Below are 19,871 nucleotides of genomic sequence, written 5' to 3'. Positions count from 1 at the left end.
GCCGGATACTTCCTGTTCGCTGCCACTGCACACTTCCTTCCTCCAGGCTCTCAAGATCAAACCTGGTTCGGAAGTCTCCGAGAAACCGGGGGAAGCACACAGCAGCCGGCATGCCGGCGCCGGTGCCGCTGGCGCCGGGACCCGTGCACGCCGGCGGGTCCTCGATCATTGACCGCTTGTTAGCGGCGTTTGGGATCTTGACAAACGCGGATCTGGCACCAACCAACGTCGACATTGCGGCCGACGACGCTGATCGCCGAGCACATGCGGCCGACGCCGCAAGCAAGTTCCCGGCCAATGAGGCGGACGCGGCGCAACAGTTCCAAGGCGTCGGCGCCCAAAGCGGAGCCCAGCAGGCTACACAGATGATTCAACAGGCGGTGTCAGGCATCACCGGTGCACTCGGAGGCGCGGTCGGCGGCATCTTGGGGCCACTCACCCAGCTTCCGCAACAGGCTATGCAAGCCGGGCAGGGCGCGATGCAGCCGCTGATGAGCGCGCTTCAGCAAGGCCATGGCGCTGAGGGACTGGCGGCTGGGGACGCGGCGCAACTTGTCGACAGCGTCGGTAAAGACCCAGGGCTAGGTGGCGGCGCCGGCGGTGGCGCGGGAGGCCTTGGTGCCGGCGGAGGGGGCGTCGGCGGCACGACTCCAACCGGCTATCTGGGCCCGCCACCTGTGCCGACGTCATCACCGCCGACGACTCCTGCTGGGGCACAGGCTAAGTCGGTCGCGGCGACGCCGACCGGCGGCACGCCTTCTACGTCGACCCCGATGGGCGGGACCGGCATGCCGATGATCCCGCCGGGGGCGATGGGCCACGGTGGCGAACGCGGCACCAAGGACAAGCCGGTCGAGAAGCGAGTAACGGCACCAGGCGTGCCCAACGGCCAGCCGGTCAAGGGCCGCCTAACGGCCCCACCGAGTGTTCCGGTGAAGACAGGAGACGACAAACCGCCCGTCGTCACCAGGTCCACGCGACGGATCCTGCTGCCCGACTACAAGGACCCCGGCCGCACCGGGCCCGACGAAAAAACCGACGGCGGTGAGTGACGATCCGTCGTCGCCGTTCGACATGATTTGCGCCGAGGTCGAACGCCAATTGCAGGGCGGCGAGGTGTCCATAGCCGCCGAAGCGGCCTTCGACCTCCTTCTTGCAGTGCGATACGAGCTTGATAACGCACCGCGGCCAAGCGTCATCGCCCATGGCGTGCTGTACCAGGCCATCGAGGCGGCTCGCGGACAGGTGTACGCGCACCTGAACCAGCTGTGCGACGCACGCCGCGAGGTGCTGGATGCGCGCCAGCGGCAATGGCTTTCGGGTCAGCGCGATGTGCGCGCGCTGCTGATTGATGTGCTGAACGTGTTGTTGGCGGCCATCGAAGCGGCAGCTATTGAACAGGCCTACGCGGATACGGAACGGCAGGCGATGGCCGCGGCGGTTCTGGCCGAGATGGGCGGCGACGCACTGGGTGTCGAGCTGCAGCGCGTTGCCATTGATCGCACTGCCGCCGGCGCGATTCGCCGGTTAGCGCACGGCACGATGGCTACCGAAGCTGCTGATGCGCCCGCGCCAGTCGCCGCGATCCATGCCGAGGTCGTTCGGAGGATGCGTGGCGAGGCTTCGACCGAGCTAGACGCGGCGGGCGAACTGATGATTGCTGTCCGGCACCTGGTGGACCGCCAGCCGGGGAGCAATCTCACCTATGGCCCGCTGCTCGAGACCGTTCGTATGGCCCGGGAGTCGGTCTACGAGTGCCTGATTCGACGCTGGAACGAACGCCGTGTGCTGACCCGCGCCGACCGCGACATGCGCGATGTGCACGCGCTGCTGAGCGACCTGGACAGCGTATTGCTTGAAGTCGCTACCGCCGAAACTATTGAGCACACATATCGGCGAGCGGAGCGGCGGGCAATGGCTTCGGCGATTGTTGCTGAGATGCGCGGCGACGCAATGGGTGTCGACGTGCAGCGCGACGTGGTGCGACAAGCCGCCACCGATGCGCTTCACGCGTTACGCGAGGTCATAACCCGGTGATTCAATGCAACTCCACTGCATAAGCATCGCCCTGCTGATCGCCGAAGCCGGCGGCGATCCGTGGGCGATCAACCGGAGCCTCCAAGCGGGCCGTCCAGCGCAGATTTCCGACCTGGCCAAAGCTTTCCACGACGCCGGTGCCTCAACGGCCGAGGCCGACGCGGCCTTCAATCAGGCACTGCGGCGATTCGAATGGGCTTGGAACCGGGAGAACGGCGAGCACCCAATCAACGACTCCGCCGAGGTGCAGCGCGTAACCACGTCGCTGAAGCTCCAGGCCGCGCAATTGCCCAGGATCGCCGTCGATTTGGAGAATATTGCGGCCGCCCTGGCCGAGGCACAACGGTCCGCCGGGTGGTACATCTCAGCGCTCGAGCAGGACCTTGAAGATATCGACTGCGAGATCGGTGAGGCCCTCGCCGCCGACGATCAAACTGAGGCCAATGCGCTGTGCGACGACGCCGTTGCCGAAACACGGGCAGTCCTGGCCCAGCTCAACCACATTCGTGACAATTATTCGGCGATCTTGCAAAGTGGGCTCGGCAATCTGCGCGCCGACGGCGTCGACCCGGCAGAGGTCGCAATAGCCGACGAACTTTTGATCCCACCGCCTGACACCGGTCCAGAGCAGGTCAAGCGCTGGTGGGAGTCACTCAGCGACGAGCAAAGACGACTGTTGGTCGATCAACACCCGCAGGAGTTGGGCAACCTCAATGGCATTCCGGCCGAAGTGCGCGGCCAGGTCAACCTTGCGGTGATGAACGACGACCTCCGACGGGTCGAAGATGCCGCCGGACAGCATGGACTGTCGCCAAAGGCCCTTCGGGATAATGCCCTTAACAATCGGGACAACGATGTGTTCAGCAACCCTGGCAAGTACGGCCTCACCGCCGCAGATATCACCCGGTATCAGAACGCGGTAAAGACTAACGAGGGCCTCAACCACGACCGTGCCGGCTCGGATGCCCGCTCGAGGCCTGTCATGTTGTGGGCATACGATCCACTCGCCTTCAACGGCAAGGGCAGAGCGGCGATCGCAATCGGCAACCCCGATAGGGCACAAAACACCTCCGTCATCGTGCCCGGCACCAACAGCAGCGTGAAAGTAGGCTGGTTGTACGACGCGCATAACGACGCCATCAACCTCTACGACCAGTCGGCCAAAGCCGACCCAACCCATTCCACCTCAGTGATCGCCTGGATGGGCTATGACGCACCGGCGTTCGACTTCCAAAATCCGGAAGCGGCCGCGACCGACCCGACCAAGCTGCAACAGGTCGGCACCCCCTGGATGGCGCGCCAGGGAGGCGAAGTGCTGGCCGCCGACGTCAACGGCCTAACCGTTTCTCACGAAGGTGGCACCCCGTCACGCGTCACCGTCATCGGGCACTCCTACGGGTCCACCACAGTTGCCGATGCGTTCGCCAACAGCGGCATGCGCGCCAACGATGCCGTGCTCATCGGCTGCCCGGGAACCGATTTAGCGCACAGCGCCACCGACTTCCACCTCAACGGCGGACAGGTCTACGTAGGTGCTGCCTCCACCGACGCGATCAGCTGGATCGGTGAATCAGGTAGCGCGGTTCCCAATTGGGTCAACAACGCACTCGGCTACCCGCTCGGGCCATTAGCAGGACTGGGCACCGATCCGGCTCACGACGGTTTCGGGTCGGTGCGATTCCGCGCCGAAGTCGCCGGCTCACACAACATCACCCCCTGGTTCAACGACCATTCGCACTACTACAACAAGGGCAGCGAGGCGCTGCACAACATGACCGAAATCACCGTCGGCCATGGAAAGAACCTCGCAGGGGAAGGAATGCTAGCCCCACCCCGAGCCGAAGAACGAATCTCCACCCCGACCCAGGTGCATACCCCTTTTGGAACGATTCCGCTACCGCGCGTCGAGATCACCACACCTGTTACTGTCGACCCCGAATGGGACCGGCCTGAAGACTCCGTCACCAATGACCATGAGTTCAAGTAACTTCCGCCGGTCAGGCTTGCTGCGGCTTGCGGCCGTAGCGCTGACAATGGCTTTCCCATTGGGAGGTTGTTCACTGATGTATCCGTTTGCGCACGATGCTGATCGCCCCGAGCATCCGCTATCCGACGAGCAGGCCATGGCGCAGGTGATCGAGCCAGCGAAGCAGATCGCCAAAGTAGCTGGACTACAGGATGTCTCGGGAGAATTTGGGTGGGAGTCCTGCAATGACCAGGGTGATCCGCCCTACCGTGGCCGCGTAAACGTCAAGTTTAACGTCCCCGCCGGCATGGATCACAACGCCTACTTTGAGCAAGTGGCCGCAACGATGGTGGCGCATGGCTGGTTGACCGGCCCCCCACCTGGGCTGCGCCCGTTCGGAACGGCGATCCACAAAGATGGCGTAATGGCAATCATCGGGGTGAGCCCCTTTCTAGGCGCGGATGGCGATGTCGAACTTTCCGGCGAGTGTCGCAACATGGGCGACCATCGTCACGCCCGCTGGCTCAATATCAGCGACCAGCTACGTGGAGGATGAAGTCTGAACGACAGCAACGCATCCCGTACTGGTTGCTTTCTTGACGTGCGGCCTTTTTCATCGTGTGGAGTGATGCCAATCAGCCGTCGTCGACGATGGCAGGTCTGCCTTGCGGCGCTGACCGCGGCGATCTTCGCCTGAGGAGATTGTTCGTCGATGTATCCATTTGGGAACGACCCCGATCACCCGAGCGTTCGCTCGCCGAACGAACATGCTATGGATCGAGTAGTCGAGCCGGCCAAAGACTACCAGAACTGCTGGGCTGCGGGATGTTTCGGGAGGTTACGGCTGGCTTCCACCTCAGTGATCGCCTGGATGGGCTATGACGCACCGGCGTTCGACTTCCAAAATCCGGAAGCGGCCGCGACCGACCCGACCAAGCTGCAACAGGTCGGCACCCCCTGGATGGCGCGCCAGGGAGGCGAAGTGCTGGCCGCCGACGTCAACGGCCTAACCGTTTCTCACGAAGGTGGCATCCCGTCTCACGTCACCGTCATCGGGCATTCATACGGTTCGACGACAGTCGCCGATGCGTTCGCAAACAGTGGTCTGCGCGCCAACGACGCCGTGTTGATCGGCTGCCCAGGATCCGATCTGGCGCATAGCGCCGCCGACTTCCACCTCAACGGCGGAAACGTCTACGTGGGTGCCGCCTCCACCGACGCGATCAGCTGGATCGGAGAATCAGGTAGCGCCGTGCCCAATTGGGTCAACAACGCACTCGGCTACCCGCTCGGGCCACTAGCGGGACTGGGCGGCGACCCCGCTCACGACGGTTTCGGCTCAGTGCGATTCCGCGCCGAAGTAGCCGGCACGCATGACATTACCCCCTGGTTCAATGATCATTCGCACTACTACAACATGGGCAGCGAGGCGCTGCACAACATGACTGAAATTGCCGTCGGCCACGGAAACAATCTCGCAGGAGAAGGAATGCTGGCACCCCACCGAGCCGAAGAACGAATCTCTACCCCGACCCAGGTGCATACCCCGTTCGGAACGATTCCGCTGCCGCATGTCGAGATCCAAACGCCTGTCACCGTTGACCCCGAATGGGACCGGCCAGGGGACTCAGTCACCAATGACCATGAGTTCAAGTAATTGCCTCAGGTCAGGCCTGCTGCGGCTTGCGGTCGTAGCGCTGACGGTGGTTTTAGTCTTGGGAGGTTGTTCGCTTATGTATCCGTTTGCGCACGATGTTGACCACCCCGAACATCCGCTCTCCGACGAGCAGGCCATGGCGCAGGTGGTCGACCCTGCCAAACAAATTGCGAAAGTGGCTGGATTACAGGATGTTTCAGGGGTATTTGGCTGGGAATCCTGCAACGATCAGGGCGACCCACCCTACCGAGGACGTGTCGACATGGGATACGACATGCCGGTAGGTGTCGACCCTCAAACCTATTTTGAGCGGATCGCTAGGGCGATGATCGCCCAGGGTTGGTCAGATGGCCCACCTGCTGGGCTGCATGCTTTTGGTCGCGTAATTCACAAAGACGGCGTAATGGCGATCATCGGCGTGCACTCTGGTGGCAAACAGTGGGGCTCGGTAGAGCTTTCTGGCGAATGTCGCAACATGGGTGCTCACCGCCACGATGGCAAATGGTACGACATCAAGGACCAGCTGAATGCGGGATAAACCCGTGCCCGCAACGGTTTTGCCGCATAGGCAGTGCTTGTCTAGCGGCGAGCTCCATCACCTATGACGATGAGTTCGAATGATCGATTCCGGCGATGGCCAGAACGTCTGGCATGGCCGCTGACGGTGGTTTTCCTGTTGGGAGGTTGTTCGCTGATGTATCCGTTTGCGCACGATGCTGACCACCCCGAACATCCGCTCTCTGACGAGCAGGCCATGGCCCAGGTGATCGAGCCGGCCAAGCAGATCGCAAAAATAACAGGGCTGCAAGATGTTTCAGGAGGATTCAGCTGGGAGTCCTGCAACGATCAGGGCGATCCACCCTACCGTGGTCGGGTCGACATGACCTTCATCGTTCCGCGTGGCATCGACCACAGCAGCTACTTCGAGCAAGTTGCGGCGACGATGGTGGCTCACGGTTGGTCGTCCGGCGCGCCGCCGAGACAGCACTTGTTCGGAACGGTGATTCACAAAGATGGTGTCATGGCAACTATCGGCGTAAGTCCATTCTCGGCGCCGACGGGGCGATCGAGCTTTCCGGCGAATGCCGCAATATGAACAACCACCGCACTGACAGCAACGGGTTCAGCATCAAGGACCAGCTTCGTGGCCAGTGAAGCTCACCTATCAGCCGCACTCGCTAACCCGTCCGCACCAACGAAATCTGGTGCCGCCCAACCGGTACCGCCACCGTCGACCCGACAGGCTGACCATCCAGCCGCACCTGTACGCCGTCAGGCAAACCACCGAGGGTGATCTGCGCGGCAACGTCAGACGCCACCGCGATGCTCGACGACGGCAACGACGCCAACCCCGCCCGCGCTACATCGACCGTCAGGCTGGCGACTCCGGTGAGCCGCAGCGTCAAGTATGGCAGCGCGTCGGCGGGACCGGTTACCCGCCAATCCAATTCGGTGTACAACCCGGGCGTCGGGTCGAAGTGCGGGACGAAGCCGCGGCGCCGGCGAATGCTGTGCATCGGGTCGGGCCGAGCATAGGAGCGGGCGTCGACTTCCGCGGTGGCTCCGCGCCGGGCCGTCACCGCGGGATCGGCGGTCAGCTCCGACAACCACCACACCTGATGCGGCCCGATGCCGAGATCGGCACGCACCAGCTGGGGATACCACGCGAACGTGATGTGCCCCGGATCCGCTTGGCGCAGAACGGTCCCCATGTGCGCGATCGGATCGTCGAACTTATCCTGCAGCACCCAGGCAATGTGGTCCTCGAACGGGTACACGGTAAACCGGTAGCGGTATCCCAACCTGTCCAGTTCCAGCACCTGCTCGGCCGCCGACGAAAACGGCACCAACTCGTCGAGCAACCCGTGGGCGATGACGAACGGCAGCCAGCGGGCATTGGCCAGCAGCTCCCAGGTGTCACCCTCACGCGCACAGTGCGAGTCCAGGTCGAGATCGGCAGGAATGTCGACATTGGGCAGCAGCCGCACCCCGCACGTCGGCGGCCCGGCCAGCACCACGGCCTGTGCGAACACCTCCGGGTACGTCAGCCCCAGCTTGTAGGCCGCATAACCGCCCATCGAATAGCCGGAGACGACCGTGCGGTTGGGGTCGGTACCCAGCTGCTCGGCCACCCGCGCCCACACTTCCCACACGTCGAGTTCGCCGGCGTCGAAGTACCAGGTTGACGGACCTCGACCCAGCGGCGTCACCACTACCGAGCCGCGCGTCTCACACACTTCGTGCAAGAGGCGAGGGTCGATCGCGGCGAACTGGGTTTGCCCCAGCGCGAGCGAATGCAGCAACAGCGTCAGCGGCAACGCCCGGCCCGGCGCGTAGGTCGACGGCAAACACACCGAATAGGGCTGCACCCTTCCCAGAAACTGCGGGTCGGTGTCCAGCACGGTCCCCGGGGCGACGCCCTGGCCAAGCTCGATCGAGGACACGTACCACCGCGTCGACGGTCCGGTGATCACCGGTTCGGACGTGGTTTCGCGGGCCGCAAGCCGGTCCCACTCGACTGCCACCGCGAACTCGGAGACATCGCCGCTGGTCAGGGCGGCGGCTTGGGCGGCATCGGACCAGAAGTTGAGGTGCGGCTGCTCCTGAGTGTGGGTGCGGAAGGCGACGTTGTAGACGTGGGCTGACCGGGCAGCGCGCCCCGCTCGGCCGGCACATCGGCGAACCCGTCCCCCGCCGCGTTGGCCAACCCCGCGACCAGCCGAACCGTCCACGTCCCGGCCGGTTCCAGCACCGACCGCGGCACCTGCGCAAGAAACGACCGTGCCGCCAGGTCGACGCTGTGCTCGACCGGCGTCGCGACCTGGGTGGTCAGGTCGATCAGCCGGGCGATGCGACCCGAAACCAGCAAGGCCATGTCGATACCCGCCGAACGCACCCCGGCCCCGGCCGGCCACACCGCCGACGCGGCCCGGCCCCGATCGGTGTCGAAGGTGAACAGCGCGATCGGCACGGTGGCATCCACCAAGCTGTTCCAGTCGACTCGCCACCAGGTGTGGGTATCGGTGAGCCCGATCGCGACGCGGAAGATGTCGACGCCGTTGCCGGCCGCGGGCCCGGCCGGATACACGTAGGTGCCGCGCGGCGGCGCCTGGATCTGCAGGACTCCGACCGGCAGACCCGTCGCGCCGTGGTCGTCGTAAAGGAAGTCTGTCCAAAAAAGTGCCCCTCCGGCCATGCGGGCAGCTCCGCAGGTTCGCGGAAACTGCTCGCCGAACGGCCATCCCGCCGGCGCCGGAAGCGTCGGCTCCGGCCGCCGAGCGGCCGGAGGCGCGCTCTCGGGCATCCCGTCGACCACGACCAGTTCGGCAGGGGGCGCCGGTGACGGGTGCACCACTGCGTCGGCGACCTGGCGGGCGATACGTAACGGAAGCAGGGTCAGATCCAACAGCGACACGACGCCAACCTACCCGGCGGCATTGACATCAAACGGGCACCACCACCAACGAGTGCGGCCGGTTGTTGACGGACCAGGCGCCGTCGGCGGTGACGACGACGATGTCCTCGATGCGCGCCCCCCACTGGCCCGGGAAATAGATGCCCGGCTCGATGGAAAACGCCATCCCGGCGGCCAGTGGCAGCTCGTTGCCGGCCACGATGTAGGGCTCTTCGTGCACGCTCAATCCGATGCCGTGTCCGGTGCGGTGCACGAAAAACTCGGCCAATCCGGCCTCGGCCAGCAGGTCACGGGCCGCGGCATCCACCCGCGCCGCCGTCACCCCCGGACGCACCGCCTCAACGGCGGCGCGCTGAGCCCGCTGCAATATCGAATAGTGTTGTGCCACAGCTCGATCTGGCTCGCCGATGCTGTAGGTGCGGGTGCAGTCGGAGTGATATCCGGGCTCGACGGTCCCACCGATGTCGACGACGACGATGTCACCGACCTGTAGTGTGCGATCCGAAAACCGGTGATGCGGGTCGGCGCCGTGCGGGCCGGATCCGACGATGACAAACGCTACCTGCGAATGTCCTTCGGCGACAATCGCTTCGGCGATGTCGGCGGCGACCTCGGCCTCGGTTCGCCCTGGCGCCAGAAACTCCGGCACCCGGGCGTGCACCCGGTCGATGGCCGCACCCGCCCGTCGCAACGCGTCAATCTCAGCCTCCTCCTTGACCATTCGCAACGTGCGCAACACATTGGTGGCCAAAACCGGCAGCACGCCCAACGCGGCGGCCAGCGGCAGCAGATGCAACGCCGGCATGGAATCGCTGACCGCACTCGCTTGGCCGGCGCCCAACGCCGCCGCCACCAGTTGGTAGGGATCCTCGCCGTCGACCCAGTCGCACACTCGCAACCGCAAAGCCTCGAAACACTCCCGCAACGTGGCCAACTCCAGCCGCGGCACGACGATGGTCGGCTCACCGGAAGCCGGCAGCACCAGCGCGGTAAGCCGCTCGAACGTCTCCGCCCGCGAGCCGATCAGGTAACGCAAGTCATAACCCGGGGTGATCACCAGACCAGCCAGGCCGGCGTCGGCGGCCGCGGCTGCCGCCGCAGCCAAACGTCGCGCGTACACCGCGGTGTCGAATCGGCGAGAGTCCATGGCAGCCAGGCTAACCGCGCCCGGCCGGCCTGGCAGGATGGCCAGCATGCCCACACCGCTGCTCCTGCTGGACGGCGCCAGCATGTGGTTCCGCTCATTTTTCGGCGTGCCGACATCGATCACCGCCCCGGACGGCCGCCCGGTCAACGCGGTGCGCGGATTTTTCGACTCCATGGCGGTGGTCATCACCCAGCAACGGCCCAGCCGGCTGGTCGTGTGCCTGGACCTGGATTGGCGGCCACAGTTCCGGGTGGACCTCCTCCCGTCCTACAAGGCGCACCGCGTCGCTGAAGCGGAGCCCGCTGGTCAGCCCGACATCGAGGAGGTGCCCGACGAGCTGACCCCTCAGGTCGACATGATCATGGAGCTGCTCGACGCGTTCGGGATCCCGACAGCCGGGGCACCGGGCTTCGAGGCCGACGACGTGGTGGGCACGCTCGCCGCGCGGGAACGCCGCGATCCGGTGGTTGTCGTCAGTGGTGACCGCGACCTGCTGCAGCTGGTGACCGACGAGCCGGTCCCGGTTCGGGTGCTTTACCTCGGTCGCGGGTTGTCCAAGGCCACCGTGTTCGGGCCCGCCGAGGTCGCCGAACGCTATGGCTTGCCAACGGATCGGGCCGGATCGGCCTACGCCGAACTGGCGCTGCTGCGCGGCGATCCCTCCGACGGCCTGCCCGGAGTGCCCGGCGTCGGTGAGAAGACGGCGTCCGCGCTGCTGGCAGAGCATGGCTCGCTGGATCAGATCCTGGCGGCCGTACACGATCCCAAGTCGGGGATGGCCAACGGCTTACGAACGAAACTGCTTGGCGCGCAGGGCTATATCGAGGCCGCCTGTTCGGTGGTGCGGGTAGCCACCGACGCGCCGGTCAAGCTTTCGACTCCCACCGACGCGCTACCGCTGGTTGCCGCCGACCCGGCGCGCACCGCCGAGCTGGCGACGCGATTCGGCGTCGGGTCATCGATCGGGCGACTGCAGAAGGCGCTGGACGCGCTCCCGTCGTGACCGCTATTGCGGCCGGCCGACCTCGTAGGTGCCCTTGTTGTCCTGGAACGTCACCGTCACGTGCTTGGATGCGCCGTCGATGCTGACGGTGCAGTCGAAGGTGGCGCCCTTCTTGACAGTGGGGTTGGCCCCGTTGTTGCACTTGACGTCTTTGACGTTCTTGGCGCCGTAGCCGTTGGTCTCGTCGGTCAGGATCTGCTGGACGCCGGCGTTCGCCTTATTGACGTCCAGTTTGGTGGTGACGAAAAACCCGGGCTCCCAAAACCCGAGCACCAAGACGACGCCGATGAACAGCACGGCGATCACGCCGACGACCGCGCCGATAACCGCCATCGAACGCTTGGAGCCCTTGGCCGCCTGGTCGTAAGGAGCGTATTGCCCGGGGTACTGGCCCGGCTGACCGTATTGACCGGGCTGGCCCGGCGGTACGTATTGACCCGGCTGACCGTACTGGGCCGGCTGGCCGTACTGCGGCTGGCCGTACTGTCCGGGCTGCGCGTATTGCGGAGTCGGACCGACTTGGGTGGCCTGTGAACCGAAATCGGGCTGCCCGTAGCCGGGGGTGGACTGCGGATACTGCTGCGGATACGCCGGGTCCACCGGCTGTTGGTACTGCGGATACTCGGCGGGTGTGTAAGCCGGAACCTGCCACGTGGCATCCTGGCTTGGCTGCTGCTGCCAAGGTGACCCGGTCGCGGTCGGGTCCGAGGAATGATCGCCCTGCCCGGGCGGTTGCCACGACTGTCTGGGGTCTGATCCCTGCGGTCCGCTCATCGCATCTCCTGTTTCCCTGCGGTCACATTCCGGACATAACCGTAGCTTCGGCCCAGCCTACCCGGCGTCAACTGCGACGACGCCGCGCCGGATGTCGTTGATAGCGCGCTTGGCCACAGCCCGCACTTCGGGGTCGGGAGCGGCGTTGCGCACCTGGTCCAGCAGGTCGAGCACCTGCCGGCACCAGCGCACGAAATCACCTGCAAGCAAAGGAGAACCGTTACCGGCGGCGTCGGCGGCAGCCAATGCCGCCGCCAGGTCACCCGTGCGCGCCCAGCGATAGATGACGTTGACGAAGCCGTCGTCAGGTTCCCGACTCTGGCCGATCCGGTGCGTCTGCTCATCGGCGCGCAGCTCCGCCGACAGCCGCGCGGTCTGGCCCAGCGCCTGCCGCAGCCGCGGTGTGGGCGCCGCTGCCCCTGATACTGCGCCCGGCCCGTCACCACCGCGCGATTCGTAGAGCACCGCCGAGACGACCGCCGCCAACTCCGGTGGCTTCAAGCCGGCCCAGGCGCCGGTGCGCAGGCACTCGGCCACCAACAGGTCGCTTTCGCTGTAGATGCGCGCCAGCAACCGGCCGTCGTCGGTGACCTGCGGGTCGGTCGCCGGTCCCTGGATGAACTCACGCTCGGTGAGCAGGCCGACGATCCGGTCGAAGGTGCGGGCCAACGAGTTTGTGGCGGCGGCCACCTTGCTCTGCAGCTGCGCGTTGTCGCGTTCGATGCGCAGATAGCGCTCCGCCTGGCGGATCTGAACCTCGACATCGGGAGCATGGTGTGCGGGATGACGGCGCAGTTGCTCGCGCAACGACTCCAGGTCCGGGTCATGATGGGCGCGTTTCTTGCCGCGGCGATCAGCCGGCGCGGTCAGGCCCGCGGCGGCCGATCGCAGCGCCGACGCCAAGTCCCGGCGCACCCGCGGCTGGCGGTATTCGACCCGCTTGGGCAGTGTCATCGACCCGACCGGCGGCACCCCACCCGGATAGTCGGCCGACGAAATCCGGCCGGCCCAACGGTTTTCGGTCAGCACCAGCGGCCGCGGGTCGGCGCTGTCGCGGGCGGACTCCAATACCACGGCCAGACCGCCGCGCCGGCCGTGGGTGATGGTGATGATGTCTCCCTTGCGCAGCGCGGCCAGCGCGTCATTGGCTTCCTGCCGGCGCTGCAACCGGGACGCGCGGGCCTGCGAGCGCTCCATCTCCGACATCCGCGCACGCAGCCGTGCATAGTCGAGGATCGGCGCGTCCGGGCCGCCGAGTTCGGCGGCGATCTCGTCGAGCATCCGTTTGCCGCGCTCGATGCCGCGGACCAGTCCGACGACCGACCGGTCGGCCTGGTATTGGGCGAATGACTGCTCCAGCAGCCGGTGCGCCTGTTCGGGGCCCATCCGGTGCACCAGGTTGATCGTCATGTTGTACGACGGGACAAACGAGCTGCGCAGCGGAAACGTGCGGGTGGACGCCAGGCCGGCCACCTCGGTCGGCTCGCTGGTGCTGTCGGCGGGATGCCAGATCACCACGGCATGACCCTCGACATCGATGCCTCGCCGGCCGGCCCGGCCGGTCAATTGCGTGTATTCCCCCGGCGTCAGGGGCAGGTGCTGTTCGCCATTGAACTTCACCAGCCGTTCGAGCACCACGGTGCGGGCCGGCATGTTGATGCCGAGCGCCAACGTTTCGGTGGCAAACACCGCCTTGACCAGGCCGGCGGCGAACAGCTCCTCGACGGTGTGCCGGAAGGCCGGCAGCATCCCGGCGTGGTGCGCGGCCAGACCGCGCTGCAGTCCCTCGCGCCACTCGTAGTAGCCGAGTACGGCCAGGTCAGCGTCGGCCAAGTCGCCGCAGCGGTGATCGATCACCTCGGCAATCCGGGCGCGTTCCTCTTCGGTGGTGAGCCGCAACGGTGAGCGCAGGCACTGCTGGACGGCGGCGTCGCAACCGGCCCGGGAGAACACGAAGGTGATCGCCGGTAACAACCCCTCGGAGTCGAGTTTCGCGATCACCTCCGGCCGGGCGGGCGGCCGGTAGAACCGCGGCCGTCCGGGGCCCCCTCGTCCGCCCTGGCGGCGCGGCTGCCAGTCCGACATCCGGTCGGCCTCGCGGCGATGGGCGATGTGGCGCACCAGCTCCGGGTTGACCCGCGGCTGTTGAGCGTCGGCGCCGTAGTCGAACAGATCGAAGAGGCGCTTGCCCACCAAGATGTGTTGCCACAGCGGCACCGGCCGGTGCTCGTCGACGACCACCGTCGTGTCACCCCGCACGGTCTGTATCCAGCCGCCGAACTCCTCGGCATTGCTGACCGTCGCCGACAGGCTGACCACCCGCACCTCGTCGGGCAGTTGCAGGATGACCTCCTCCCACACCGGGCCCCGCATCCGGTCGGCCAGGAAATGCACCTCGTCCATCACCACATGGGAAAGTCCTTGCAGCGCAGGAGAATCGGCGTAGAGCATGTTGCGCAGCACCTCGGTGGTCATCACCACCACGGGCGCATTCGCGTTGACGGAGAGGTCGCCGGTCAGCAGTCCGATCCGGTCGCGGCCGTAGCGGGCCGTCAGGTCGGTGTGCTTCTGGTTGCTCAGGGCCTTCAGTGGTGTGGTGTAGAAGCATTTTCCGCCGCCCGCCAGGGCCAGGTGCACGGCGAACTCGCCGACCACCGTCTTGCCGGCCCCGGTGGGCGCGCACACCAGGACCCCGTGCCCGCGTTCCAGGGCGGCGCAGGCCCGCTGCTGAAAATCGTCGAGCGAGAAGGGCAGCTCGGCAGCGAACCGCGCCAGCTCGGGAAGATCTGTCACACCACCGCCCTCATGCGGTCGCTACGTGACGTCGTCATGTGATCCGCCGATCACCGACGGCGCCGGTATCGGCTCGGGCGAATCGATGGCCGACGCTTCGTCGTCGGGAATCAACGCCTCCCGCTTGGCTTTTCGCTTGTCGTGCACCCGGGCGATCTGGATGGCGAACTCGAGCAGCACGGTCAGCGCCACCCCGAGCGCGGTCATCGAGAACGGGTCCGACCCGGGCGTGAACACCGCCGCGAATACGAACATGGTGAAGATCAGGCCGCGCCGCCAGGACTTGAGCCGTTCATAGGTCAGCATGCCGGTCATGTTGAGCATCACGATCAGCAGGGGAAATTCGAAGCTGACCCCGAATACCACCAGCAGGTTGATCAGGAAGCCGAAGTACCGGTCGCCCGACAGCGCGGTCACCTGAACGTCGCTACCGACGGTCAGCAGGAAGCCCAGCGCCTTGGACAGCACCAGATACGCCAGCACCGCACCGGCCACGAACAGCACCGCCGCCGGGATCACGAACGCCACCGCGAAGCGGCGCTCCTTCTTGTACAGCCCCGGCGTGATGAACGCCCACAGCTCGTAGAACCACACGGGACAGGCCAGCACGACGCCGGCCGTCATCCCCACCTTGAGCCGCAACATGAACTGGTCGAAGGGCGCGGTGGCCAGCAGCCGGCACTGCCCGTCGGCGCTGATGTCGGCCCGCGCCGACTGCGGCAACGAACAATAGGGATGGCGCAGCCACTCCCCCAGGCTCTGAAGCCCGAACACCGAATGCGAATACCAGATGAACCCGAAGATCGTGGTGACCAGGATGGCGGCCAGCGAGATCAGCAGCCGGGTTCGCAGCTCGGTCAGGTGATCGACCAGTGACATCGTCGCGTCAGGATTGACGCGGCTACGCCTGTTGCGAGGGTTCAGCCGCTTGAGAACAGCGGCGGCACGCGCTGAGGCCCGGAAACCATTCCCCACGTTCGATCAGTCACGCTTGGGCACCGAGACGGTGGTGCCGGGCTAAGCCGGCCGCGCCTCGGTGTGACCCGGCTCGGTGCTCGCCGGAGGTTCGACCCGCTGCGACTGCACCGGCGTTGGGTTGGTTGCCGTGTTGGTTGCCGAGTTGGTTTCGATGGCAGGCGCTTGCGGTTTGGTCTCGCTCTGCATTTCCCGGATCTCGGACTTGAAGATGCGCATCGACTTGCCCAACGACCGCGCCGCATCGGGGAGCTTCTTGGCGCCGAACAGCACGATCACCACGACAGCGAGGATCGCCCAATGCCACGGACTAAGACTGCCCACTTTGATTACCTCCAGACGTTGACCCCGATGCTACCGCAGCAGAGCCGCCAAGCCGCCCGGCCGCGCCGTCACTGCTGCACAGCTGCCCGATAGGCCTGCACTGCGGCTTCCGCGGCCGTCCGCACGCGCCGGGCGAGCGATTCCGGCGCCAGCACCTGCACATCGGAGCCCAAGCCCAGCATCAGACGAGTCATCCACTCCTCCGAGGCGTAGGTCATGGCCACCTCACAGGATCCATCGGGCAGCTCACGCAGCTCCCGTATCGGGTAATACTCCAGCATCCACGACGCCGACGCCGCCACCCGCAGCGTTGCCGACGGCAGCGACGGATCCGCGTCGAACAGCGCCGTGTCCGGCGGCGCCTGCAACGCCGGTTCCGGCGGCGCGGCCGGCTCGTCCAGCTCGCAGGCGTCGACGATCCGGTCGAACCGGAACAGCCGAACCCCTTCGGCCTCGCGCGACCAGGCCTCCAGATAGCTGTGGCCGCCGATCAGCAGCACCCGGATAGGATCGACGGTCCGGGTGGTGAGGGTGTCGTGCGACGCCGAGTAATAGTCAATGCTCAGCGCCCGTTTGTCGCGCACCGCGGCGCGCACCGTCGCCGGCGCCGCGTGCTCGGCCGGCGCCGGTTGGTCGGCGGCCGAAACCGTGCTGTCATGGCCGGCCGCACCGGCCGCCGCCGCCGAGATCTTGGCGATCGCGCTGCGGGCCGCCCGCGGATCGACGACGCCCGGAATGTCTGCCAGCGCCCGCAGCGCCACCAGCAGCCCGGTGGCCTCCGGAGACGTCAGCTTCAACGGCCGGTCGATGCCCGCCGAGAACGTCACCTCGATAGTGTCCCCGGAGAACTCGAAGTCGATCAGATCTCCCGGGTAATAGCCGGGCAGTCCGCACATCCATAGCTGGTTGAGATCCTCCTCGAGCTGCTTGGCCGACACCCCGAGGTCGGCGGCGGCTTCCGCGCGGGTGATCCGCGGATTGGCCTGGAAGTACGGCACCATGTTGAGCAGCCGCACCAGCCGGGTGGACACGGCAGTCATCGTGCTGCCTCGGCGTGGGCACGCAATCGGGCCAACACGTCGTCGCGCAGGGCGGCCGGCTCCAAGACGATCGCGTCGGCTCCGTAGCCGGCGATCTCGCGCGCCAACCGGTCGCTGGATCCGATGTCGAGTTCGATCAGGTCGCCGTCGCGACCGGCCAGTTTCTGGGGGCCGACAGGTCGTCCGGCTCGGCGCAGCGCGGTGGCCCGCCCGTCGGCGACCCAGACCGTGGCCCGCATACCGGTCGGCGCCTCCGTGACCTTGGCGGCCACGATGCCGCGCAGATCGACGTCGTCGGGCACGGTGATCGCGCCGGCCGGGCCGATCGGGGTGATCTCCCCACCGATCCGCGACAGCCGGAAAACGCGGGTGGCGTCGCGGTCGCGGTCGTGGCCGACGAGATACCAGCGGCCCCGCTCGGTGACCACCCCCCACGGTTCGACGGTGCGGGTGGTGTACGGCTCGGCCCGCGACGACCGATGCGGAAACTGCACCGCCTGCCGAGAGTCGATGGCAGACAACAGGATTCCCAGCACGTGTTCGGATCCGCGCAGCCCGGTCAGCCCTGCCGGGGAGGCGATGGTCACCGGCGCCCCGGTGTCCACGGGGTCGACGTCCACGCCGGCGGCCCGCAGCTTGAGCAACGCGCCCTGGGTCGCGGTGATCAGTTCCGGCGACTCCCACAGTTGGGTGGCGACGGCAACGGCGGTCGCCTCGTCCGGGTTCAGGTCGACGGGTGGCAGCGCGTAGGCGTCGCGGTTGATGCGGTAGCCCTCGCCTGCGTCCAGGTTGGACACCTTGCCGACCTCCAGCGGGATGCCGAGGTCGCGCAGTTCGTTCTTGTCGCGCTCGAACATCCGGGAGAACGCGTCGACGGTAGGGCTGTCGGCATATCCGGCAACGGTGGTACGGATCTTCTCGGCGGTGATGTAGCCGCGAGTGGACAGCAGCGCGATGACGAGATTGACCAGCCGTTCGACTTTCGAGGTCGCCATTAGCTTTGGATTACATGCTCGCGATCAGCCGTTTGACCCGCTCGTCCACCGAACGGAACGGGTCCTTGCACAGCACCGTGCGCTGCGCCTGGTCGTTGAGCTTGAGATGCACCCAGTCGACGGTGAAATCCCGTCCCGCGGCCTGCGCGGCGCTGATGAACTCACCGCGCAGCCGCGCGCGCGTGGTCTGCGGCGGGTGGTCGACGGCGTCGGCGATCTCCTCGTCGGTGGTGACGCGTGCCGCCAGACCCTTGCGCTGCAGCAGATCGAAGACCCCGCGTCCGCGTTTGATGTCGTGGTAGGCCAGGTCCAGCTGGGCGATCTTGGGGTCGGACAGCTCCATGGTGTAGCGGTCCTGGTAGCGCTGGAACAGCTTGCGCTTGATCACCCAGTCGATCTCGGTGTCCACCTTGGCGAAATCCTGGCTCTCGACCGCGTCGAGCTGGCGCCCCCACAGGTCGACGACCTGCTCGATCTGCGGGTTGGGTTCCCGGTTCTGCAGATGGTCGACGGCGCGGGCGTGATACTCGCGCTGGATATCCAGCGCGCTTGCCTGGCGCCCCCCGGCCAGCCGCACCGGCCGGCGGCCCGTGACGTCGTGGCTGACCTCGCGGATGGCGCGGATCGGGTTGTCCAGGGAAAAATCACGGAAGGCCACCCCCGCCTCGATCATTTCCAGCACCAGCGCGGCAGTGCCCACCTTCAGCATGGTGGTCGTCTCACACATGTTGGAATCGCCGACGATGACATGCAGCCGCCGGTACTTCTCAGCGTCGGCGTGCGGCTCGTCGCGGGTGTTGATGATCGGGCGTGATCGGGTGGTGGCGCTGGAGACGCCCTCCCAGATGTGCTCGGCGCGTTGGCTCAAGCAGAAGGTGGCCGCCTTGGGGGTCTGCAGCACCTTGCCGGCCCCGCAGATCAGCTGGCGGGTGACCAGGAAGGGCAGCAGCACATCGGAGATCCGGGAGAACTCGCCGGCCCGCACGATCAGGTAGTTCTCGTGGCAACCGTAGGAGTTGCCCGCCGAATCGGTGTTGTTCTTGAACAGGTAGATGTCGCCGCCGATGCCCTCGTCGGCAAGGCGCTGTTCGGCATCGATGAGCAGGTCTTCCAGCACCCATTCGCCGGCCCGGTCGTGCGTGACCAGCTGCACCAGGCTGTCACATTCTGCGGTGGCGTATTCGGGATGACTGCCCACATCGAGATACAGGCGTGCGCCGTTGCGCAGGAAAACGTTGGAGCTGCGCCCCCAGGACACCACCCGGCGAAACAGGTAGCGCGCGACCTCGTCGGGGCTGAGCCGACGATGGCCGTGGAAGGTGCAGGTGACACCGAACTCGGTCTCGATGCCCATGATTCGCCGCTGCACGTAATCGAGGGTACTGGTTGTCTTGACGCGGCGGTGAGCAAGCCGCGCCCATTCTGCGACGACTACAGGCGTCGGGCAGACCGGCAGACCAGCGGACCGTCTTGTTGTCGGTGCCCGGGAGTCGGGTCGCACGGCTGTTCGACCTGCGGCGTCCGGGACATGACCTGCCGGTTCCCCGGTTGCGACCAGCCCGCGGAATTTTGCGACCTCGAGCACACCGTGGCCTATCCGTGTTCGGGCTCACCCGCCCGAGCGGCCGCCCACCGCATCACCAGCGAACGCGCCCTCAACGACGCCCATTTCGCCAAGCGCAACATGCCACCGCCGTTCCGTTCGTTCGTTCTGACCAACCCAACTCCGTTACCTGAAATGTGAG

At 66.1% G+C, this 19,871-nt stretch carries 13 protein-coding genes and 5 pseudogenes; 9 read left to right on the top strand and 9 right to left on the bottom strand.

Annotated elements, in window-relative coordinates; genetic code table 11:
* Window positions 1–245 precede the first annotated feature (245 nt).
* The 7 genes and pseudogenes from CDN38_RS33210 to CDN38_RS25405 all read left to right on the top strand — a co-directional run.
* Window positions 246–350, top strand: a pseudogene (locus CDN38_RS33210) (hypothetical protein); the annotation flags it as partial.
* A gap of 694 nt (window positions 351–1,044) precedes the next feature.
* Window positions 1,045–2,037 carry a hypothetical protein gene (locus CDN38_RS25430; protein WP_075513419.1) on the top strand — a complete coding sequence of 331 codons (993 nt, stop codon included), beginning with the start codon at window positions 1,045–1,047 and terminating at the stop codon, window positions 2,035–2,037.
* Window positions 2,038–2,041: 4 nt separating this feature from the next.
* Window positions 2,042–4,024, top strand: a complete 1,983-nt coding sequence (locus CDN38_RS25425) for a putative alpha/beta hydrolase (RefSeq protein ID WP_099319259.1) — start codon at window positions 2,042–2,044, stop codon at window positions 4,022–4,024.
* Complete coding sequence (locus CDN38_RS25420; RefSeq protein WP_497755995.1) at window positions 4,005–4,559, top strand: lipoprotein LppJ family protein; 555 nt, start codon at window positions 4,005–4,007, stop codon at window positions 4,557–4,559. Before CDN38_RS25425 ends, CDN38_RS25420 begins: the two co-directional genes overlap by 20 nt.
* 294 nt (window positions 4,560–4,853) lie before the next feature.
* Window positions 4,854–5,660: pseudogene (locus CDN38_RS25415) on the top strand (alpha/beta hydrolase); the annotation flags it as partial.
* Window positions 5,647–6,198: a lipoprotein LppJ family protein gene (locus CDN38_RS25410; protein ID WP_497755998.1), complete on the top strand. Its 552-nt coding sequence runs from the start codon at window positions 5,647–5,649 to the stop codon at window positions 6,196–6,198. The pseudogene CDN38_RS25415 and the gene CDN38_RS25410, both read left to right, overlap by 14 nt.
* A gap of 69 nt (window positions 6,199–6,267) precedes the next feature.
* A pseudogene (locus CDN38_RS25405) lies at window positions 6,268–6,815 on the top strand (lipoprotein LppJ family protein).
* Between the two features lie 23 nt (window positions 6,816–6,838).
* Here CDN38_RS25405 and CDN38_RS25400 read toward each other — a convergent pair.
* A pseudogene (locus CDN38_RS25400) lies at window positions 6,839–9,075 on the bottom strand (prolyl oligopeptidase family serine peptidase).
* A gap of 28 nt (window positions 9,076–9,103) precedes the next feature.
* Window positions 9,104–10,222: a M24 family metallopeptidase gene (locus CDN38_RS25395; protein ID WP_075513430.1), complete on the bottom strand. Its 1,119-nt coding sequence runs from the start codon at window positions 10,220–10,222 to the stop codon at window positions 9,104–9,106.
* Between the two features lie 46 nt (window positions 10,223–10,268).
* On the opposite strand from CDN38_RS25395, the gene CDN38_RS25390 reads away from it, so the two are divergent.
* Window positions 10,269–11,225 (top strand): 5'-3' exonuclease, encoded by a 957-nt coding sequence (locus CDN38_RS25390; RefSeq protein WP_075513431.1) that lies wholly within the window; start codon window positions 10,269–10,271, stop codon window positions 11,223–11,225.
* Between the two features lie 3 nt (window positions 11,226–11,228).
* On the opposite strand, the gene CDN38_RS25385 is transcribed toward CDN38_RS25390, so the two are convergent.
* The 7 genes from CDN38_RS25385 to pafA all read right to left on the bottom strand — a co-directional run bounded on the left by CDN38_RS25385 (window position 11,229) and on the right by pafA (window position 19,495).
* Window positions 11,229–11,999 carry a DUF4333 domain-containing protein gene (locus CDN38_RS25385; RefSeq protein WP_099319258.1) on the bottom strand — a complete coding sequence of 257 codons (771 nt, stop codon included), beginning with the start codon at window positions 11,997–11,999 and terminating at the stop codon, window positions 11,229–11,231.
* A gap of 57 nt (window positions 12,000–12,056) precedes the next feature.
* Window positions 12,057–14,792, bottom strand: a complete 2,736-nt coding sequence (locus CDN38_RS25380) for a DEAD/DEAH box helicase (RefSeq protein WP_075513423.1) — start codon at window positions 14,790–14,792, stop codon at window positions 12,057–12,059.
* A gap of 21 nt (window positions 14,793–14,813) precedes the next feature.
* Window positions 14,814–15,671, bottom strand: a complete 858-nt coding sequence (gene tatC, locus CDN38_RS25375; RefSeq protein ID WP_075513424.1) for a twin-arginine translocase subunit TatC — start codon at window positions 15,669–15,671, stop codon at window positions 14,814–14,816.
* 138 nt (window positions 15,672–15,809) lie between these two features.
* Window positions 15,810–16,091, bottom strand: coding sequence for a Sec-independent protein translocase subunit TatA (gene tatA, locus CDN38_RS25370; RefSeq protein ID WP_075513425.1), 282 nt, complete (start codon window positions 16,089–16,091; stop codon window positions 15,810–15,812).
* A gap of 68 nt (window positions 16,092–16,159) precedes the next feature.
* Window positions 16,160–17,131, bottom strand: a complete 972-nt coding sequence (locus tag CDN38_RS25365; protein ID WP_075513426.1) for a helix-turn-helix transcriptional regulator — start codon at window positions 17,129–17,131, stop codon at window positions 16,160–16,162.
* Window positions 17,128–18,126, bottom strand: a complete 999-nt coding sequence (locus CDN38_RS25360) for a helix-turn-helix transcriptional regulator (protein WP_075513427.1) — start codon at window positions 18,124–18,126, stop codon at window positions 17,128–17,130. The genes CDN38_RS25365 and CDN38_RS25360 overlap by 4 nt, the downstream gene beginning before the upstream one ends.
* 10 nt (window positions 18,127–18,136) lie before the next feature.
* Window positions 18,137–19,495 carry a Pup--protein ligase gene (gene pafA, locus CDN38_RS25355; protein ID WP_099319257.1) on the bottom strand — a complete coding sequence of 453 codons (1,359 nt, stop codon included), beginning with the start codon at window positions 19,493–19,495 and terminating at the stop codon, window positions 18,137–18,139.
* A 150-nt stretch (window positions 19,496–19,645) separates the two neighbouring features.
* On the opposite strand from pafA, the pseudogene CDN38_RS33205 reads away from it, so the two are divergent.
* Window positions 19,646–19,726: pseudogene (locus tag CDN38_RS33205) on the top strand (hypothetical protein); the annotation flags it as partial.
* Window positions 19,727–19,871 lie beyond the last annotated feature (145 nt).

This window comes from Mycobacterium ostraviense (assembly GCF_002705925.1).
GTDB lineage: Bacteria > Actinomycetota > Actinomycetes > Mycobacteriales > Mycobacteriaceae > Mycobacterium > Mycobacterium ostraviense.
This window is presented reverse-complemented; position numbering and strand designations above follow the sequence as displayed.

Bases quoted from the DNA above. Each gene is read 5' to 3' on its own strand.
- CDN38_RS25425 (WP_099319259.1), top strand. From the start codon at position 2,042: ATGCAACTCCACTGCATAAGCATCGCCCTGCTGATCGCCGAAGCCGGC.
- CDN38_RS25420 (WP_497755995.1), top strand. From the start codon at position 4,005: ATGACCATGAGTTCAAGTAACTTCCGCCGGTCAGGCTTGCTGCGGCTT.
- CDN38_RS25410 (WP_497755998.1), top strand. From the start codon at position 5,647: ATGAGTTCAAGTAATTGCCTCAGGTCAGGCCTGCTGCGGCTTGCGGTC.
- CDN38_RS25395 (WP_075513430.1), bottom strand. From the start codon at position 10,222: ATGGACTCTCGCCGATTCGACACCGCGGTGTACGCGCGACGTTTGGCT.
- CDN38_RS25390 (WP_075513431.1), top strand. From the start codon at position 10,269: ATGCCCACACCGCTGCTCCTGCTGGACGGCGCCAGCATGTGGTTCCGC.
- CDN38_RS25385 (WP_099319258.1), bottom strand. From the start codon at position 11,999: ATGAGCGGACCGCAGGGATCAGACCCCAGACAGTCGTGGCAACCGCCC.
- tatC (WP_075513424.1), bottom strand. From the start codon at position 15,671: ATGTCACTGGTCGATCACCTGACCGAGCTGCGAACCCGGCTGCTGATC.
- CDN38_RS25365 (WP_075513426.1), bottom strand. From the start codon at position 17,131: ATGACTGCCGTGTCCACCCGGCTGGTGCGGCTGCTCAACATGGTGCCG.
- CDN38_RS25360 (WP_075513427.1), bottom strand. From the start codon at position 18,126: ATGGCGACCTCGAAAGTCGAACGGCTGGTCAATCTCGTCATCGCGCTG.